Source organism: Rhizobium sp. WSM409 (assembly GCF_057653825.1).
The window spans coordinates 159,087-177,471 of the sequence record NZ_JBYGKP010000002.1 but is presented as its reverse complement, the minus strand read 5'-3'; the positions used below and the strand labels follow the sequence as shown (position 1 = coordinate 177,471).

The 18,385-nt window shown below is 59.7% G+C and carries 17 protein-coding genes; 15 read left to right on the top strand and 2 right to left on the bottom strand.

What is annotated here, in order from left to right:
* A complete protein-coding gene (locus tag AC25BC_RS24400) occupies positions 1–933 on the bottom strand; it encodes an ABC transporter substrate-binding protein (protein WP_128438818.1) in 933 nt (310 codons plus the stop codon).
* A 505-nt stretch (positions 934–1,438) separates the two neighbouring features.
* Here AC25BC_RS24400 and AC25BC_RS24395 point away from each other — a divergent pair.
* The 6 genes from AC25BC_RS24395 to AC25BC_RS24370 are packed head-to-tail and all read left to right on the top strand — an operon-like array spanning position 1,439 to position 7,514.
* Positions 1,439–2,674, top strand: coding sequence for an ABC transporter ATP-binding protein (locus tag AC25BC_RS24395; RefSeq protein WP_113545591.1), 1,236 nt, complete (start codon positions 1,439–1,441; stop codon positions 2,672–2,674).
* 5 nt (positions 2,675–2,679) lie between these two features.
* Entirely contained in the window at positions 2,680–3,720 is a 1,041-nt protein-coding gene (locus tag AC25BC_RS24390; protein WP_113545730.1) for an ABC transporter substrate-binding protein, read from the top strand.
* A 9-nt stretch (positions 3,721–3,729) separates the two neighbouring features.
* Positions 3,730–4,557, top strand: coding sequence for an ABC transporter permease (locus tag AC25BC_RS24385; protein WP_113545592.1), 828 nt, complete (start codon positions 3,730–3,732; stop codon positions 4,555–4,557).
* On the top strand, positions 4,550–5,371 hold the full coding sequence (locus AC25BC_RS24380; RefSeq protein WP_128438819.1) for an ABC transporter permease: 822 nt from the start codon (positions 4,550–4,552) through the stop codon (positions 5,369–5,371). The genes AC25BC_RS24385 and AC25BC_RS24380 overlap by 8 nt, the downstream gene beginning before the upstream one ends.
* A gap of 45 nt (positions 5,372–5,416) precedes the next feature.
* Positions 5,417–6,841, top strand: coding sequence for a M24 family metallopeptidase (locus tag AC25BC_RS24375; RefSeq protein WP_113545594.1), 1,425 nt, complete (start codon positions 5,417–5,419; stop codon positions 6,839–6,841).
* Position 6,842: 1 nt separating this feature from the next.
* Positions 6,843–7,514, top strand: coding sequence for a flavin reductase family protein (locus tag AC25BC_RS24370; RefSeq protein WP_113545595.1), 672 nt, complete (start codon positions 6,843–6,845; stop codon positions 7,512–7,514).
* 121 nt (positions 7,515–7,635) lie between these two features.
* Here the strand turns inward: AC25BC_RS24370 and AC25BC_RS24365 are convergent, their stop codons facing one another.
* Positions 7,636–8,502, bottom strand: a complete 867-nt coding sequence (locus AC25BC_RS24365) for a helix-turn-helix domain-containing protein (protein ID WP_128406688.1) — start codon at positions 8,500–8,502, stop codon at positions 7,636–7,638.
* A 99-nt stretch (positions 8,503–8,601) separates the two neighbouring features.
* Between AC25BC_RS24365 and melA the strand changes: the two genes are divergently transcribed.
* The 9 genes from melA (at position 8,602) to AC25BC_RS24320 (ending at position 18,313) form a co-directional block, all read left to right on the top strand.
* A complete protein-coding gene (gene melA / locus AC25BC_RS24360) occupies positions 8,602–9,918 on the top strand; it encodes an alpha-glucosidase/alpha-galactosidase (protein ID WP_128438820.1) in 1,317 nt (438 codons plus the stop codon).
* Between the two features lie 188 nt (positions 9,919–10,106).
* Complete coding sequence (locus tag AC25BC_RS24355) at positions 10,107–10,901, top strand: DeoR/GlpR family DNA-binding transcription regulator (RefSeq protein WP_017996170.1); 795 nt, start codon at positions 10,107–10,109, stop codon at positions 10,899–10,901.
* Complete coding sequence (locus tag AC25BC_RS24350; RefSeq protein WP_017996171.1) at positions 10,898–11,857, top strand: N-acetylglucosamine kinase; 960 nt, start codon at positions 10,898–10,900, stop codon at positions 11,855–11,857. The genes AC25BC_RS24355 and AC25BC_RS24350 overlap by 4 nt, the downstream gene beginning before the upstream one ends.
* Positions 11,858–11,887: 30 nt before the next feature.
* Entirely contained in the window at positions 11,888–13,144 is a 1,257-nt protein-coding gene (locus tag AC25BC_RS24345) for an ABC transporter substrate-binding protein (protein WP_032996979.1), read from the top strand.
* On the top strand, positions 13,141–14,058 hold the full coding sequence (locus AC25BC_RS24340; RefSeq protein WP_012755663.1) for a carbohydrate ABC transporter permease: 918 nt from the start codon (positions 13,141–13,143) through the stop codon (positions 14,056–14,058). The genes AC25BC_RS24345 and AC25BC_RS24340 overlap by 4 nt, the downstream gene beginning before the upstream one ends.
* A gap of 23 nt (positions 14,059–14,081) precedes the next feature.
* Positions 14,082–14,915, top strand: coding sequence for a carbohydrate ABC transporter permease (locus AC25BC_RS24335; protein WP_206615923.1), 834 nt, complete (start codon positions 14,082–14,084; stop codon positions 14,913–14,915).
* Positions 14,916–14,926: 11 nt separating this feature from the next.
* The gene (locus AC25BC_RS24330; RefSeq protein WP_128438821.1) at positions 14,927–15,880 is read left to right on the top strand and encodes an SIS domain-containing protein; all 954 of its coding nucleotides are present in this window, start codon (positions 14,927–14,929) and stop codon (positions 15,878–15,880) included.
* Complete coding sequence (locus tag AC25BC_RS24325; protein WP_128438822.1) at positions 15,877–17,175, top strand: D-tagatose-bisphosphate aldolase, class II, non-catalytic subunit; 1,299 nt, start codon at positions 15,877–15,879, stop codon at positions 17,173–17,175. Before AC25BC_RS24330 ends, AC25BC_RS24325 begins: the two co-directional genes overlap by 4 nt.
* Positions 17,176–17,242: 67 nt before the next feature.
* Positions 17,243–18,313, top strand: coding sequence for an ABC transporter ATP-binding protein (locus tag AC25BC_RS24320; protein WP_128438863.1), 1,071 nt, complete (start codon positions 17,243–17,245; stop codon positions 18,311–18,313).
* The last annotated feature ends 72 nt before the right edge of the window (positions 18,314–18,385 follow it).

The window sequence follows — 18,385 nt, the reverse complement described above, 5'->3', positions numbered from 1 at the left end:
TCAATCCGCAGGCATGTTGGCAGCGTCGTTGACCTTGACGGTCTTCACGGCCAGCGGTCCGAGGCTCCACTTCTTCATGATGGTCTCGTAGGCGCCGGAATCCACCATCTGCTGCAAGGCGGCAACGACGCTGTCGCGCAGCTGCGGATTGTCCTTGGCCGTCAGCATGCCGAGATAACCGACGGCAAGGCGGATATCCGGCAGCGCCTGCAGGCCCTTGCCGTTTCCGGTCTGGTGCTCGGTCGTGTAGACGCTGGTGGCGTAGCCGTTGACCGTTGCGTCAGCTCTCCCCGTGCGGACGGCCTGCAGCACATCCGGCATTTTCGGGATCGACATGATGTTGACCGGGGTCGCGCATATGGCGGATGCCGCCTCGACCATTTTCGCCTGGAAGGTACCGACGGGAACGGCGACCTTCTTGCCGCACAGATCCTCCATGCCCTTGATGGCGAGAGGATTGTCCTTGATCGTCATGATCGTCGTAGCGTCATACATATAGTCGATGACGTCGACCTGCTTTTCCAGCTCCGGATCGTCGTTGATGCCCGAGATCGAGAGGTCGAAGCGCTTCGCCAATATGGAGGGCACGATTACGGCACCTGCGCCGACATCGGTCATCTCAACATCGAGGCCCAGGATGACGCCGAGTGCGGCAGCAATATCGGCATCGATGCCGATCAGCTTGCCGTCTTCGCCATGAAAGCTGATCGGCGGCGTCAGGTCGGTCGCGACCTTCAGCACGCCCGATGACTTGATGGAGGGCGGCAGCCCGTCGGCCAGTTTCTGCGTCAGGACGACGCCGGGGAGCTTGGCGACATCGGCATCAGGCGTCATCTTCTCAGCGGCACCTCCGGCGGCATAAGCAGAGGCCGCGATCAAAGAGACCATCGCTCCGGCAACCCCGGCCTTCAAGATTTTATGAATGCGCATCATGTGATCCCCTTTCATTTTTGTACCGGTGAATTCTCGGGATCATCCATGCAATCGCCGTGCCACCTGCAGTGGCGCGTCAATAATTATCTGATATCAATAGGATTTTTGTTGATGACGACATTTTCTGATAGAGTTTCGCAATATATTTCGCATGAAGTTTCGAACATATGATGCACAATTTTTACGCTTGCCGGCCCTGCCGCATCACTTTTGACCGCCGCATTCGCTCACAAGACCCAAAAACACCTCTTCAGATGCCAAACCCCGCGCTTTTCGGCGCTTGATCGCCCGTTCAGGGGCCGTGGCTGTTTCTATCTGATGCCCATTTAATATACGACGCTGGCGAAAATTTATACAAAAAGTAAATGCGAATTTTAAATGGAATAATTATTATTACAAACTTTCGAAAGTTTGTAAGTCACAAATATCTATTTACTTTCATAGACTTGGTATCGCCGTCAGCGGCGAAAGACAAAACTGGCACGCCGCTTGCAATTCGCTTCTCATGAACAAGCTCGACGCAAAATTTCTCGCCGGACCGCATCTCCGTCTTGTCCCGGAGACAGCGCAGCAATCCGTGACCTCGACCCAGAACCAGGGAGGCCCTATGCCAGGCATACCGAATATGGCTGAACGCAAACGGCTCAGCGTTCAGGGCCTCACACACAGCTATGGTGGCCAGAATGCCATCAGCGACGTGGCCTTCGATATCGAGGCCGGCGAGATCGTTGCCCTGCTCGGGCCGAGCGGCTGCGGCAAGTCGACCGTGCTGCGCGCCATTGCCGGGCTGATCCAGCCGAAGGCGGGCAAGATTGTGCTCGGAGAGAGAGATTTGGCCGATGTCTCGGCCCGCTCACGCGGCGTCGGCATGGTCTTTCAGAACTATGCTTTGTTTCCGCATTTGACGGTCGCAGAAAACATCGCCTATCCGCTGGCCTGCCAGAAGCTTCCTCGCGCTCAGCGCAAGGCGCGCGTCGAGGAGATGCTGTCTCTCGTCAGGCTCAAGGATTATGGCAACCGCCTGCCGCGCGAACTCTCCGGCGGGCAGCAGCAGCGCGTCGCCGTTGCGCGTGCCATCGCCGGGCGCCCGTCCCTTCTGCTGCTCGACGAACCCTTCGGCGCGCTCGACCGGGCCTTGCGTTTCGATCTGCAGGTGGAGCTGCTGCACCTGCAGAAGACGCTCGGCATCACGACACTGATCGTCACGCACGACCAGGAGGAAGCCCAGAGCCTCGCAAACCGCCTGGTGCTGATGAACAAGGGCAATGTCGAGCAGATCGACACGCCGATGACCGTCTATGACCGCCCGAAGACGCTCTTCGTCAACACCTTCATCGGCCAGGCAAACCTGCTCAACGGAACGGTGCTGCGGCTCGATGCCGAGAGCACGCTGATCGGCCTTGCGAATGACCGGACCCTGCTCCTGCCGCGCCGGCTGAACTTCACCCTCGGCTCGAAGGTCACGATCACCTTCCGGCCGGAAGAGGTTCGCCTGTCGACGCAGCCGAGCGAGAGCACCCTGCCGGTTCGCATGACGGTTTCCGTGCCCCTCGGCCCTTCCCTCGTCCATGACCTTGCCCTCGAAGACGGTACGGGCCTGCGCGCCTCCGAGGTCAGAGGCCCCACCACATTCATTCCCGAACCGGGAACGCAGCTATTTGCCGAGATCGACACCGCACGGTGTCACGCCTTTCCGGCCGAACCGGAAATCATGAGTGAAGAAACAATTCAACAGAGGTGAACGTGATGAAGGACTTTCAGATTACCCGTCGTGGGTTCGGTTTCCTGGCGGCCGGTGTCGCCGCATCGGCCATGCTTCCGCTTTCCGCCCGCGCTGCCGGCGGAGGAGCCGTTGCCGCCACTTTCCCAGGCAGTTGGGAGGATGCCTACCGCACAGTGCTGACGCCGATGGTCAAGGATGCAGGCTACGACCTGACGATTGCGCCGGCGATGGCGCAGGACCAGCTTGCCAAGATCATGGCGAGCCCCGGCAACCCGCCCTATGACACGCTGCTGATGTCGCCTGGCCAGATGGCCGTCGCCATCGAGAAGGATCTCATCCAGAAGATCGATCCGAGCAAGCTCAAGAACTGGGGCATGCTCGATCCGTCCTTCCAGGGCGAATACGGCCCGACCGTGACCATCGAAGTCAACGGCATCGCCTACAATCCCGATCTCGTTCCGAAGCCGAAGGGCTATCGCGATCTCTTCGAAAACCCGGCCTATAGCGGCAAGGTTTCCTGGACCGGCTTTGCCTCGAACACCGCCGTCATGGCCTATACCGAGATCGCCAAGATCTTCGGCTCCGGCCCGAACGACATGGACGCCGTCTTCAAGCTGTTCAAGGATCATCCGGAGCACCTGAAGGGCGTGGTCGACAGCACCAACCACCAGATGACGCTGTTCCAGCAGGGTGAAATCGCCGTCTTCATGTGCTCGACCGGCAACGTCGCCCGTCTGAAGAGCCTCGGCCTCAACGCCGAATTCGTCCATCCCGAAACCGGCTCGCCGGCGGCCCCCGTCAACATCCACCTGACCAAGGGCTCGGCCAATCTCGACGCGGCCTATGCCTATATGGATGCCGCGATCTCCAAGGCCGCCCAGGACCTGCTCAAGGAGCCGCCGACCGAGATGTTCCCGACCAACAAGGACGTGGCGCTGACGCCGGGCATCGAAGCCTATGTCACCCGCGACCAGATCAAGACCATGGTCTATCCGGACTGGGTCGCGATCAACAAGAACCGCGACGACTGGATTCGCCAGTTCGACGCCCTCGTTGCCGGTTGAGGTGATGTGATGAAGGCGAGCGGCTTCCCATACGTCCTACCGATGCTGTTGCTTTCCGTGGCGTTCTTCGCAACGCCGCTCGCCGTCCTCGTCGGTTTCAGCTTCGCCGGTCCCGGCGGAGCGACTCTCGACCATTATGCCCGCTTCTTCGGCGACGCGTTCAATTTCCGTGTCCTCGTCAATACCGCAAGGCTCGGGCTCGAAACCGTCATCGGCACGACCTTGCTCGGCGTGCCGATCGCACTCCTCTACTGGCACGGCGGCCGAAACCTGCGGCAGGTGCTGATCTTCCTGACGCTTATTCCGATGCTGACCAGCAACGTTGTGCGCACCTTCGCCTGGATCGTCATCCTCGGACGCCAGGGGCCGATCAGCGAAGCGCTCGCTGCGCTCGGCCTGACGGGAATGCCGACCAGCCTGCTGTTTACCGAACTCGGCCTGGTCATGGCCATGTGCCAGATCGACCTCCCGCTGATCATCCTGCCGCTGATCGCCATCCTGTCACGCACGCCCGTCCAGCTGACGGAAGCCGCCCAGGTTTCCGGCGCCGGTCCCTGGCGCATCCTTGTGACCGTGCTTCTGCCGCTGATGCTGCCGGGCCTGCTGGCGGGCTGGATCCTCGTCTTTGCCAGCACCAGCAGCTCCTTCGTTACTCAGGCCGTCATCGGCGGCGCGCGCAACGTCTATGTTCCGCAGTTGATCTACCGCGAAGTCGGTACGCTGTTCGACTGGCCGCTGGCCTCGGCCATCGCCGTCGTCCTGCTGCTGTCCACCGGCTGCCTGCTGGTCGCCCTTACCACGATGTCCCGTCACAGGAGGTTGGTCGGTCATGGCTGATCGTCGCGAAAATCCCATTCCCGTCATGCTCTACAAGGCATTCGTCTACGGATTTGGCGGGCTCTGCGTCATCTATCTCGTCGCACCGATCGTGATCGCGCTGACGATGTCGTTTACCTCGGGGCAGACGTTGAAATATCCGCCGCAGGGCTTTTCGCTCAGGTGGTACGCGGCGCTGCTCGATCCCGTTCGCTCGGCAACCGAACATATCGCCGCCTGGAACTCGCTGAAGATTGCCGGCCTTGCCGTCCTCGGATCGCTGATCTTTGCGGTTCCGGCCACCATCGGCATGACGCGCATGAAGCGCAGCACCGCCGGCACCATCGAGCCGCTGCTGCTCGCCCCGCTCGTCCTGCCGAGCCTGGTCTACGGCCTCGCCGCCTTAATCGTCGCCAATTTCATCGGCTTCAAGCCGTCGCTCTGGCTGACCGTAGCAGGCCATGTCGTGGTCTTCGGGCCGCTGATGTACCGCGCCGCCTCAGTCGTCGCCCAGGGTCTCAATCCCTCGCTTGCCGAGGCATCGACGACGATGGGCGCGAGCTGGTTCAGGACACTGCGGCGCGTCACCCTGCCGCTGCTGATGCCCGGCATTCTGGCCGGGGCATTCCTCGTCTTCATCCAGTCGCTCGACAATGTGTCGGTATCGCTTTTCCTCGCCGATGCCCGAACGACCGTCTTGCCGCTGCGCATGTTCGCTTTGATCGAGGAGTCCCTCGATGTGCGCGTCGCGGCAATCTCCGGAATTCTGATCGCCGTGACGCTGGTCGGACTGCTGGTTGCCCGGCGCGTTCTCGCGCCGCCGCGGCCGGCCTGAACGATCCGCCATTGACCTATGCCTGAACTTGGAAGGAACACACTGATGAACATGCGCGCAACAAACGCAGGCGGCTATCGGATGGGATCGCTGCTGGCCGATTTCCAGCCGGATTTCGATTTCTCCGCGCCGCTGCCGCTTGCTGTCGAAGAGTTCGAGGACCGCCTTCGCCGAATTCGCCGTCAGGCGATCGAAGCCGGTCATGACGCGCTGATCGTCCATGCCGGCAGCGTCGGCTGGTTCCACGCTTCGAACGCCTATCTGCGTTACATCTGCGACTGGATGCGCGAAGGCGTGCTGATCATCCCGACCGACGCCGACAAGGCGATGGTGCTTCTCTCCTTCTTCACGCAGTCCGTCCTGCTCCCGCCGGGCGGCGAGCCCGTTCTTGTCGACGAAATCTGGCAGATCGGTCCGATCGGCCGCGAATATGCCGACCGCCCCGGCGATTCCGTCATCAAGACTGCCGAAAAATGCGCCGAGGTTCTCTCCAGTCTCGGTCTCACCAAGGCCCAGATCGGCAGGATCGGCGACCGCACGTCGCTGACCTTCTGGTCTGCACTCGAGGAATTGATGCCGAAGAGCAAGTTCGTCGCCGACAACGCCATCCTCGACCGCATGCAGAAGGTCCGCTCGACGCGCGAGATCGAGATCTTCCGCGCCGCCGCCCAGCTGATCAGCATCGGCACGCAGGCTGCCTATCATGTGGCAAAATCAGGCGTGACCGACCATGAAATCCTCGCCGCCTTCACCTATGCGCAGATGGCACTCGGCGGCGAAACCGGCGACGGCTACCAGATCGGCATCAACGAATTCGGCACCCATTGCGGCAAGCCCTATGGCCACATCGTCCGCTCAGGCGACCTCATCAACCTCTACATCTCCAACGTCACCTATCGCGGCTATACCGCCCAGACCGCCCGCATGATCGCGATTGGTGACATCACCAGCCGTCAGGAGGAGGTGCTTGCCGCCTGCACCGAGGGCGTCAAGCGGGCCGAAAAGCTCATCAAGCCCGGCGCATTGATGCGCGACGTCAACAATGCTGCCTTCGAACCGATGATCGAGCGCGGCATGCTGACCTCACCCGAGGCGCGCACCATGCCCTATAACTGGTCGCCGATGGAAGACGGCGGGGCCCGCCTGATCCCCAATCAGTATGTGAAGGACATAGACTGGGAGGCGCAGGGCCGCAAACTCATGCACGTCTATCCGGCAACGCACGGACCGCACAATCCGAACCTCGGCCATTCGGTCGGCATGGCAGGCGGCCAGAACAGCTTCAACATCTCCTCACATAACTACGACAGGATGGAGGAGGGCATGGTCTTCGTGCTGCACACGCAGTGGCTGGAACCGCTGTCGGCCGGCTGCAATATCGGCGACATGTATGTCGTGACCAAGGACGGCTTTGAGAACCTCAGCCGCCATACCCCGCTTGAAACCCACCGCGTCGCTGCCGAGGCCTGAGATGACCCATCATAAACAACACACGCATTTCGATTTCGCCAAACTGACCGAGCGCGAGCGTTACAAGATCCTCATCGGCACGGTCATTCCCCGCCCGATCGCGCTGGTGACGACGGTGAGCAAGGATGGCAAGCCGAATGCCGGCCCGTTCAGCTTCTTCAACGTTCTGACCCATGATCCCGCGATTGTCGCCATCGGCGTCGAAAACTATTCCGACATGCGCTTCAAGGATACGGCCCGCAACATCCGCGAAACCGGCGAGTTTACGGTCCATATCTGCGATGACGCCCTTGTCGACCAGATGGAGGTCTGCGCCATCAAGTTCGGGCCCGAGGTCGACGAACTCTCCGAAGCCGGACTGGTAACGGTACCGGGACAGATGGTCAGAAGCCCTCGCATCCTGGCAGCGCCCGCAGCACTCGAATGCCGCCGCCACACGACCCTGCAGGTCGGCCCCGCCCGCGAAATCATCCTCGGCGAAGTGCTCGGTGTCCATGTCAGAAGCGATGCGGTCAATCCGGCGAACCTGCACATCGACCAGCAGCGAATGGATGCCGTCGGCAGAATGGGCGGCCACACCTATGCCAGGACGCGCGACCAGTTCGACATCAAGACTCTGACGAAGGAGGAGTGGGCTTTGCGCCAACAGCTTTCGAATGCGGCCACCGCTTGAGCTTGCCACCAATCCGAGATTTTCTTCACGGACCGCCTCCGATCCTAACGCCGGAATATCCAGCATCAACTCGTTCTTGTCGATCCCGCGAGCAATTTGGAGGTCGACAGTTCATATCGCATCAAGGCGCCGGAGTGGTCCTGGAGTTCACCGCTTCCCGGAAATGACGGGGTGTCGTACCCGTTCGCTCCTTGAAAATCTCGTAAAAGCGACTGCTGGAACCAAACCCGCAGTCAAAGCCGATCTGGAGGACGGGATCCTCCGTGTCCGTCAGCAGCTGCATCGCCCGGGCAATCCGGTGTCGGGTCAGGTATTCGTTGACTGATATTCCCAAAACCTTTCGGAAAGCGCTGTTGGCGGTGCTTGGATGCATTTCCGCAAGCTTGGCGAGATCGGGTACGCTAATCGGATCTGCATATCGGATATTGATGAGGTCGATCAGTAGCTCGACGTGTCGCACTGCCTGGCCGGCCAACGATGTCGGAGAGACATTGGTTGGCGAATTGTCGATTTCGGCATTGTCCAGGATCAGACGCCGTATTCGCAGTCGTACTTCCTCGACGATCAATTTCCGTCTTGCCGCACTGCCGAATTGCCATTCCTTTTCCCATCGCGGGAGTGTCAACGCATCCATCGTTTCCTGATTTGCCTGCGCCAGAAACCTCCCCTGCATGATCGACTGCCTGGCCTTTCTGTCCACCGGCAGACCCAGGAAATCGATAAGGGGAAGATAGAGACACACCAGCGGTGCGTTTTCGGCAACAGCGATCGTCTGATGCGGAATTGCGCCCCAGAATAAAACCAGGCGGCCGGCCTCAACCTGTTCCTGCCTTCCATTAAAAAGGTAGGTCATCCGGCCCGCCATCAGCAGGTTTAATTCAACGTGGTCGTGCCAGTGCGGTGCGGCCATCGCATCAGCGATGTGACGCTCGATCAGGAACTGCCCTCGGGATCCAATCCATTCGCCGCGGCTTTGGGTATGTTTCATGTGTCTGAGACTCGAATCCCGGAATTAATAGGCCTATGTCAGGAAGAAATTTCGATCTAGAAGGAGCAATAAGCAATCACAACCCTTGGGGAGATTGCAATGCCGAAGATTTGCCTGGTAGGCGCTGGTAGCACCGTTTTTGCACAGAACATTCTGGGAGACGTCCTGTCCTCGCAGAGAGGCGGCGACTACGTCATCGGCCTCTTCGATATCGATCCAGAGCGGCTGAAGACCTCAGAGATCGTCGCTCGCCGGATGTGCGAGTCGCTTAAGCTTTCAAACGTCAGGATCGACGCCACGCTCGACCGGCGGGAAGCGCTGCGCGGTTCCGATTTCGTCATCCTCATGATGCAGGTCGGTGGCTACAAACCGGCGACCGTCACGGACTTCGACATTCCAAAAAAATATGGCTTGCGTCAGACGATCGCCGACACCCTTGGCATTGGCGGCATTTTCCGCGGTTTGCGGACGATACCAGTCCTTGAGGCGATCTGCCGAGACATGCAGGAGGTTTGCCCGCAGGCTCTTCTGATGCAGTACGTCAACCCAATGGCCATCAACTGCTGGGCGATCAAGGATCTGGCCCCGGAAATCCGCACCGTCGGCTTGTGTCATAGCGTGCAGCACACAGCCGGGCATCTCGCGCAATGCCTCGGCGAGGACATTGCCGACGTGAACTATATTTCGGCCGGGATCAATCACGTCGGCTTCTTCCTGAAATATGAGAAAGTTCACAGCGACGGACGGCGGGAAGATCTTTATCCGAGACTGAACGCGCTCGCCGCCGATGGCCGCGTCCCGTCGGACGATCGGGTGCGGTTCGATGTGCTCAAACGGCTCGGCCACTTCGTCACCGAATCCAGCGAACATTTCTCCGAGTATACCTCCTGGTACATCAAGGAGGGACGAGGGGATCTGATCGATCAGCTCAATATTCCGTTGGACGAATACATCCGGCGCTGCGAGGTGCAGATCAATGAATGGCATGCCCTGCGCAAGGAACTGGAAGGCGACAAGCCGATCGAGGTGTGCCGCAGCAATGAGTATGCCGCCGGCATCATTCATGCCGCGGTAACCGGCAACCCGGCGCTGATATACGGCAATGTCCCAAACAACGGCCTGATCGAGAATCTGCCCGATGAATGCATCGTGGAAGTGCCTTGCCATGTCGACAGAAACGGAATTCAGCCGGTCCGGGTCGGTCGGATCCCCTCTCAGCTTGCCGCCGTCATGAACTTGAGCGTTTCCGTTCAGCAGTTGACGGTCGAGGCGGCTCTTACAAAAAACCGCGAGCGCATCTACCAGGCCGCTCTGCTCGATCCGCATACGTCTGCGGAATTGTCGCCAGACCAAATCTGGAACCTTGTCGACGACCTGATCGTCGCACACGGCGATTTGTTGCCGAGATATCAGTGAGATCCCGCGGATAAGCCAGCCACAAGCGCATGGCAGTTCATTCGTTTAAACGCGTCGTGAATTCACGGCGCGTTTTTTTCATTCCAGCGCCCTCCAATAAATCAAAAAACGTCAGGAAATTGATTGACATTGATCATTTGAAATGAAAGCATGATTGAAATTGGGATCGGCCGTGAGGGAGGTTTTCGTTGAGCCAGGCAGTTGGAGTGAAGGTCGATCGACTGGATGCCATTCGCAGCCACCTCTACGCGAACGGCTTTTCGACCATTCAGGCGCTTGCCGATGCGATCGGAGCATCGCTTGCCACCGTTCGTAGAGACCTGCAGATCCTTGAGCAGGAGGGCGCCATTGATCGCGTGCATGGTGGAGCGCGCATTGCCGAAGGATCGTCGGTTGAGGTTGCATTTCAGGAGCGGGAAAAGCGCCATTTATCGGCGAAGCGGGCGATTGCCACCGCCGCCTACGACTTGCTTCATCCGCGTACGGCGATCTTTCTCGACGCGGGAACCACCGTCCTGCAGCTTGCGCGCCTCGTTCGCATCAACCCCATGCCGCTCAGGATATTCACCAACGGCCTGACGGTAGCGCAGGAATTCCTGAATATTCCGAATTTGGAAGTGGTGCTTCTCGGCGGTCAGTTGCGCAGCGAGAATGCGTCGCTTGTCGGACCTCAGGCGGAGGCAATGCTGGAAACTTTATGGTTCGACCAGCTCTTTCTTGGCGCCAGCGCCATTAGTTCCGACGGCTCGATCTACAGCGTGGACAGTGCGGAAGCGAGCCTCAACCGGCGCATGCTGGCTCGGTCGGCCAATCGTTTCGTCCTGGCCGATTCCTCGAAATTCGGAACCACGGCGACCTACAAGGTCGCGCCGCTGGACACCGCGAAAGTCATTACCGATTCCGGGCTTTCGCGGCATTGGCGTGACGAGCTTGTCAACTTCGGCGTCGACGCAACGATCGCCGATCTGAGGGCGAAAGAGTGAGCAACGAGCTGATCCTCGGCATCGACGGTGGCGGAAGCAAGGTGCTGGTTGCCCTCGCGGACAAGCGTGGCCGGATATTGCGGCGTTCCCGTGGCCATGGCGTCAATCCCATGGACAATCCGAATTGGCTCCAGGAGCTGGAGCAGCATCTCCTTCCCTTTCTCGATGAAGGAAATCTGGCGGCCGTCGCCGCGGCGCTGCCGGCCTACGGCGAGGTTGAGCGCTTGTCGGCTCTACAGCGCGATGCGATCGAGCGCCTGTTCCTAAACGTCCACCGCCGCGTCCTCAACGATGTCGACGCGGCGCACCTTGGTGCTTTTGCCGGCGAGCCGGGTATCCTCCTTCTTTCCGGCACGGGTTCAATGGCATGGGCGCGTAATTCCAAAGGCCAGTCGGCGCGCACCGGCGGCTGGGGAGACCTCATCGGTGACGAGGGCAGCAGCCATTGGATCGGGCAGAGGGCGCTCAATCTCGTCAGCCAAAGCCTGGACGGGCGTGCCCCGACAACGGCTCTCGCAAAGGCCTTGTTTGACCATCTTCGCATCGACTTGAGCAATCCGATGAATGGGCTCGGCGATTGGGCCAGCTCCCTGGCGAACCCACGAGCGGATATTGCAGCAATTTCGGCCCTCGTCGATCAGGTCGCACTTGGCGGCGATAAAGGGGCGGTCGGCTTGATCGAGCAGGCCGCCGATGAACTGGCGAAGCATCATGCGGCAATTGCCGGCCATTGTGATCCGAATGCCGACTGGACCTATGCCGGCGGTACTTTTTCGAGCCGGCTTCTTTTGCAGGCGCTTGAACGGCGAATTGGCAGGCCTCCGGCTTTGCCGAAACTTCCCCCGATTGGCGGCGCGCTCCTGGCTGCCGCCCAACTTCTCGACTGGCCGTTAGACGACGGCTGGTTCGGGCAAATCGTGGCCACGGCCGAAGGCGGTGACTGCGCATCCCAGTAATTGAGCTCAAGAATAATGAAGGATGGGAACATGCATAAATTGATCTTGCCTCTACTTGCATCGGCGGCCTTGGCAATCGCCGCACCCGCTCTGGGCCAGGACGCCAAGCCGCTTGCCGGTCAGTCGATCACGGTGCTCATGCCATCGCCGCAGGGACCGAACATCGCCTCTGACTTCGAGGCCGAAACCGGCATTCACGTCGACCTGCAGACCCTGTCGTGGGACGACATCCGCCCGAAGCTGGTGACAGCCTTGGTTGCCGGTACAGCGCCAGCGGATGTGACCGAATTCGATTGGTCCTGGACCGGTCAGTTCAGCGCGGCCGGTTGGTATATGCCGCTCAACGACGTGATCGACGCCGATACGGTGAAAGATATCGGCGTTGCCAAGATCTTCACGGTTGACGGCAAATTATTGGGAATTCCCTACACCAACGACTTCCGGGTGATGCTCGTCAACAAGAAGCATTTCGCGGATGCAGGCATCACCGAGATGCCGAAAACATTGGACGCCCTGGTCGCTGCAGCTAAGAAGATCAAGGAAAAGGGTATTGTCGAGTATCCGGTCGGCCTGCCGGTTTCAGCGACCGAAGGCGCGTCAACGAGCTGGTACCTGCTGACCAAGGCCTTCGGTGGCGAACTCTTCGACAAGGACTTCAATCCGCTCTTCACCTCGCCGGATTCGGCTGGTTACAAGGCGCTTGCTTTCGAATTGATGCTCCTCAAGGAAGGCCTGGTCGATCCGGCGTCTACCGGCCTGAAGGACAGCCAAATCAATGAGAGCATGTTCGCGCAGGGCATCACCAGCATCATGATCTCCGGCGAGCCTGGTCGTCTTGGCCAGATGAACGATCCCAAGCAGTCGAAAGTCGCCGGCCAGGTAGAGGCGATCCTCGTGCCGACGGCAAGCGGCGAAACGCGCAGTTTCGGCCTTCCGGAAGCGCTGGCTATTCCAAACGTCTCTCCCAACAAGGAGGCGGCGATTGCCTTCGTCAAATGGTTTACCAGCAAGGACTTCCAGAAGAAGAATGCCGTGAACGGCTTCCTGCCGACACGCACGTCGGCGCTTTCCGAACTCAACGAGTCCGGAAAGCTGAACAGCGGCGACGCTCTGGTGGCGCAATCGAAGACGGTTGAGCCGCTGTTCCCGCAAGGCACGCCGCCTTGGTACCCGCAATTTTCCAGCGGCGTGAACACAGCGATCAATAGCGCTGCCAAGGGACAGATGAGCGTCGACCAGGCGATGGAGGCCATCGCTTCCGCCGCCAAGCAGGCAATGGCGCAATGACAGCTTTGGCGTCCGAAGAGGCCACGAGCAAACGTGGGGTCGGCTTCAACGCCGACACCACACTCGGCTTGCTGCTGGTGTCGCCCATCGTTCTCACGATGGCAGCTTTGGTCTTCTACCCGATGGGAAGAACCGTCTGGGACAGCCTGCACAGGGTCAACCCCATGCAGGCCGGCACGCCATTCATCGGCCTGGAAAACTACAGCCGAATGCTGTCGGATGGCCAACTCGCGACGACCTGGAGCAACACGCTCATGTACGTTGTTCTGGCCGTCACCGCCGAAACCGTGTTCGGCGTTCTTGCCGCCGCTCTCATCAATCAGATCAAGGTCGGGCGGCAGTGGGTTCTCGCAGCGGTGATCTTGCCCTGGGCGCTGCCCGGCGTTGTGAATTCGGTCATTTGGCTTTGGATTTATCAACCGGGTGCGGGTCTGTTGAACGGTATTCTTTCGGCGCTCGGGCTCCCCTTCGAAAATCATGTCTGGTTCAACGATCGCACCAGCGCCATCGTCGCCGTAACGGTCGTCCATGTCTGGCGCATGATGCCTTTGACGATCGTCATCGTTCTTGCCGCGATGCAGAGCATACCTGCCCATCTCTACGAGGCTGCGCGGATCGATGGGGCCACGCGCGTTCAGATGTTTGGATGGGTAACCCTTCCGCTGGTTCGCAGTGCGATCGCTGTCGCCATGACCAACGCAACCGTGAACGCTTTCAATCTCTTCGACGAGGCCTGGGTTCTGGCGGGTGCCAGCCTCGAGACCCGGCCGGTGCTCGTCCAAATCTACCTCGAAACCTTCCAGAATCTCCGCTTCTCGTATGGCATGGCGCTATCGGTCGTGATCACTCTCGTATCTCTGCTGATTTCGCTGGTCTACGTCCTTCGTGTCTATCGCAACACACGGTTCGACTGATGAGATCCACTATTGCCTATCGAATGATGATTTGGACCGGTGTCGTCGTCCTGTTGATCTGGTCTCTGGGGCCGATCTACTGGACCATCGCGAGTTCGGTTACGCCCAGCGAAGACTTTTCGACCCGACCGATCAACTTCTTTCCGCAGCACTTTACGCTCGATCACTACTCGCGGCTGCTCGGCATCAATATCGCCCGGATCGGGGGTGTGGAGGTGTTCAAACAGTTCCGTGCCGCATTGCTCAATAGCGTGGTGACATCGATCGCCGCTACGCTGCTTTGCGTCGCGATATCCTCACTTGGGGCTTACGCGTTCACCAGGCTGCAGTTTCCCGGCCGCAAAGCGCTTTTTGTCGCGGTCGTCGCGACCCTCGCCATTCCTGCCTACGCCGTCTTGATCCCGCTCTATCAGATCATGATCAAGCTGCATCTCGTCGATACCTATCTGGGCGTCTCGCTGATCTATGTCTCGGCCTTCCTGCCCCTGTCGTTATGGCTGCTGCGGAGCGTGTTCGAAGCTCTTCCGATCTCACTGGAAGAGGCGGCACAACTCGACGGAGCCGGCCGGCTCTACATCTTCTTCAATATCGTCCTGCCGTTGGCCGGACCGGGTCTGACGGCAGCGGCAATCCTTACGTTTCTGGGTGCCTGGGGACAGTATCTCGTACCGCTCATTTTTTCGCCGCAGGCGACGAAGCCGCTAACGGTTCTGATTCCGGAATTCGTAACGAAGAACTTCATCGACTACGGCCTGATCACAGCGAGCGGCTCGATCGCCATCGTCATCCCCGCCCTCGTCGTCATCTTCCTCAACCGTTACCTCGTCAGCGGCCTGTTGGCTGGTTCAGTCAAATAATCGGAGACTTCATGAACACGACCGAAAAAGTCATTTTCGAGCAATTTCCCTACTGGGAGAAGGCGATCGGCTCGAATTCAGCTATCGAGAGCGCGGAGCTGCTCGTCTTCGTCGGCTGCGGCACGTCTTTCAATCTTGCACTTTCGCTGGCAGCCTATGCCAATATGGCCGGACGAAGGGCAATCGCGGTGCCCGGCGCCGAATGGCAAAACCGGCCGTCGGCTTTCTGGCCGGAGTGGCGCAACACGCACGTCGTCGCGCTTTCCCGCAGCGGCGAGACGACAGAAACGGTCGCCGCGGCAAAGGCAAGCCGCGCCGCCGGCGCCTTCGTGACGGCGATAACCGTCGAACCGAAAAGCTCTCTGGCAAAAAATTGCGATCGGATGATCGCGGCCGAAACCCATCCGGACGAAGGGATCGTCATGACGGTATCGGCGAGCCTCATGGTCCTTCTCGGTTTGCAGATGATCGGGCAGAAGGTTCCTGCCTCCGTCGTGAATTCGGCCCGCCAGCTCGCAAGCGCTCTCGATGCCGCACTTCCTGGAATTATCGCCGACCGGTCGCACTTCGTCTTTCTCGGTGGCGGGCCGCTCTTCGGCGTCGCCCTGGAGGGAGCGCTCAAGCTCATGGAAATGAGCCAGATCATGACCCAGGCCTTCCACCCGCTGGAATACCGGCATGGGCCGATCAGCCTCGTTGACGGGAAGACGGTTGCGGTCATGCTGTACAGCTCCGACCAGAGGGAGGCGGAGACGAAACTGGTGGGAGAACTGAGAGAAAAAGGCGCAGTCGTCATCGGTGTGGGTGGTCCAGGCGATCTGGAACTCGCCGTCGGTGTCGATCTGTCGCTTGCGGGTCTCGTTGTCCTTCCGGCGCTGCAGGTCCTCGGCGAACGGGCCGCGCAGGCTCGGCAAATCGACACGGTCTCTCCCCGTCACCTGACGAAGGTCGTGACGCTCGCATGACGTCGATCGAAGAGAACCGGCAGATCGCGTTGCGAAAGCTTTTCGGTGCCCGGAACCTGCCTTTTCCCCATGGCGTCACTTCGGTCTGCTCGGCGCATCCGCTGGTCATTGAGGCAGCCCTTCGGCGGGCCGGCATGGAGCACCGGGCTGTCCTCATCGAAGCCACCTGCAATCAGGTCAATCAGGAGGGCGGCTATACGGCGATGACGCCTGTGGACTTTCGCCGGTTCATCGAGGACATCGCCGCAGCGACTGATTTTCCGGCCGAACGCATCATCCTGGGAGGCGATCACCTCGGTCCCAACCCATGGAGAAAGTTGGCGGCCGAGGAGGCAATGCTGCGCGCTACCGCTATGGTGACGGCCTATGTCGAGGCAGGGTTTGAAAAGATTCACCTGGACACGTCGATGGGCTGTGCCGGTGAACCAACGGCGCTCGATGACGAATTGACCGCGGCGCGAGCCGCTCGATTGGCAAAGGCCGCTGAGGAGGCCGCTCTTCGTTCAGGCCGCCGTCCGCCGGTCTATATCATCGGAACCGAGGTGCCGCCTCCGGGTGGTGCAACGCACGCACTCGAAGACATCGAAATTACGCGGGCCGATGCGGCGATGAAAACGCTGGCAGTTCATCGGGCGTCGTTTGCCGAAGTAGGTTTGGCGTCGGCAATGGAGCGGGTCATTGGGATCGTGGTTCAGCCGGGCGTGGAATTTGGCAACACGGACGTGGCGCTCTACAAGCCTGAACGGGCCAAGAGCCTCATTGGTTCGCTGGACGACATGCCCGGCTTGGTTTTCGAAGCACATTCCACCGACTACCAACCGGCCGAAGCCTTGTCTGCTCTCGTTGACGGCGGCTTTGCAATCCTCAAGGTCGGGCCGGGGCTGACTTTCGCGCTGCGCGAAGCGCTATACGGTCTCGATGCGATCGCTGATGTGCTTGCCGGGAAGACGCCACGAACCGGACTGGGGACGACCATGGAAAAAATCATGGTCGAGCAGCCGGCAAGCTGGACGGGCCATTATGGCGGCAGTCCCGATGAGGAGCGACTGCAACGGCATTTCAGCTATAGTGATCGAATTCGCTATTACTGGCCGGATCCTCGCGCATCCGCCGCGGTCGGCGAATTGTTCAGCCGGCTCCCCGACGAAATTCCCGAAACTCTGATCAGCCAATATCTCGGTCGACTCTATTCCGACGTGGTGTCAAAGCGGGTCGCTCCGAAGGCCCGCGAACTCTGCCTTGCTGCGGTCGACACGGTATTGGCACCTTATTCAGCCGCCACGGCAAGCCGATGAGCAATCGACAGCCGTGTCAGACAAGCGGCTGCGTCCCGAAGATATCAACATTCAGCCGGAGAAAGTTATGGCGTCAGTAAGTGTGGCGAATGCCCGCAAGAGCTACGGTCACTTCGAGGTTCTGCATGGGGTGGACATCGATATCCAAGACGGCGAATTCGTGATCCTGGTCGGTCCGTCCGGGTGCGGGAAGTCGACATTGTTGCGGATGATCGCCGGCCTCGAAGAGATTTCAGCTGGCCGGATATCGATCGGCAGCAAGGTCGTGAACAATGTCGCACCAAAAGAACGCGATATCGCGATGGTTTTCCAGTCCTATGCGCTCTACCCCCATCTGACAGTCGAGGCGAATATGGGTTTTTCGCTGAAGCTGGCGAAAGCACCCAAGGAACAGACCAGGCAACGTGTTCGAGCAGCCGCTGAAATTCTTGGGCTCGAACATCTGCTCGACAGATATCCGAGAAATCTGTCGGGTGGCCAACGCCAACGTGTGGCGATGGGCCGTGCCATCGTTAGAAATCCGCAAGTCTTCCTGTTTGACGAACCGTTGTCGAACCTGGACGCGAAGCTGCGGGTGCAGATGCGCTCGGAAATCAAGCAACTGCATCAGCGACTGAAGACAACGACCATTTACGTCACTCACGATCAGATCGAGGCCATGACAATGGCCGATCGGATTGTTGTGATGCGGGACGGCTTCGTCGAGCAGATAGGCTCGCCACTGGATCTGTACGACCGGCCGGCAAACCTTTTCGTGGCGGGCTTCATCGGTTCGCCGGCGATGAACCTTATTCGAGGCCAGGTCAGCACGTCAGGGCCGCTGGAGTTGATCACGGACGGCGGAGCTAGGCTGCCGCTGCCCGAAGCAGCGCCATTGGAACGCGGCGCGCAGCTTATCTACGGCATTCGCCCTGAGCACCTTACAATCGGACAGGGTCCTGTTGCCGCTGAGGTCGTCCTCGTCGAACCCACCGGTGCCGAGATCCAGGTAACCACGAAGTTTGGTGCGGATCACCTCGTTGCGACGGTAAGAGAGCGCCTTGATCTCCACGCCGGCAACCAGATCGTCATTACCCCGGACCTTAGCAAACTGCATCTGTTCGACGCGAAAACCGAAAAGCGGTTGAGGTCCGTCTAACCTGATGATTTTTGCGGACTGGCGGAACGTGACATGGAGCTCAAGCTGATGACAGGTCGGAGACGAGTTCGC